The following is a 590-nucleotide window of genomic DNA, read 5'->3' as shown; positions in this document are numbered from 1 at the left end:
TAAGACCTGAGCAGGTTTTTACTGGGTCATTACATATTTTATGCAATAAATTAGTGCTGTTTTGCGCTAAAAAAAGTACAAAAAAAGATAAAATAGGATAAATTGGTTGAAAATAAGAATGTTGATGAATTTTTGAAAAATATAAAATCAGAGCCTAAATCACGCCCACAGTAGAGCGCCAAAACCCCACAACTAAAACTAAAAGCGACTCGAATTCAGAAACTGCCGTCGTACCCCAAGATCGCCGTTTACCGTCTTGGGTCGATAGTCCAAACGTGAAGAGTATTGATGATTTAGTTTAGCGCTCACGAAAGCGCCACCGCCCTACCTCGCTTAGATCCAGTACGCCACTAGTTAATGGCTCGTCTCTGTTCCCCTGGTCCGGCACGATGCGTTGCACCACCTTCAACAATACGCTCAAAAATCTCGTTAGAGTCGATACTCATTTCATGAGTCCACGTATTTTGAGTAATTAATTCTTTAAATTCATCAATAGTTAAATTTTTCATGGTTGATATTCCTTATTTTCCTTGATTAAACCAACTAATTTTCTCTAGAAAATCGAGTAGGGTGAGGTTTGCACCTCATCC

General features: G+C 39.0%; 1 protein-coding gene. It reads right to left on the bottom strand.

Annotated elements, in window-relative coordinates; translation table 11 throughout:
• Positions 1-350: 350 nt before the first annotated feature.
• Positions 351-509 (bottom strand): hypothetical protein, encoded by a 159-nt coding sequence (locus HMPREF3179_RS12230; RefSeq protein ID WP_168160354.1) that lies wholly within the window; start codon positions 507-509, stop codon positions 351-353.
• Positions 510-590 lie beyond the last annotated feature (81 nt).

This window comes from Oligella sp. HMSC09E12 (assembly GCF_001808505.1).
GTDB lineage: Bacteria > Pseudomonadota > Gammaproteobacteria > Burkholderiales > Burkholderiaceae_B > Oligella > Oligella urethralis.
Note: the sequence above shows the minus strand (reverse complement) of the source record. Positions and strands in the feature narration are given on the sequence as shown.

Excerpts from the sequence above, each read along its gene's own strand:
- HMPREF3179_RS12230 (WP_168160354.1), bottom strand. The coding sequence starts at position 509 with ATGAAAAATTTAACTATTGATGAATTTAAAGAATTAATTACTCAAAAT.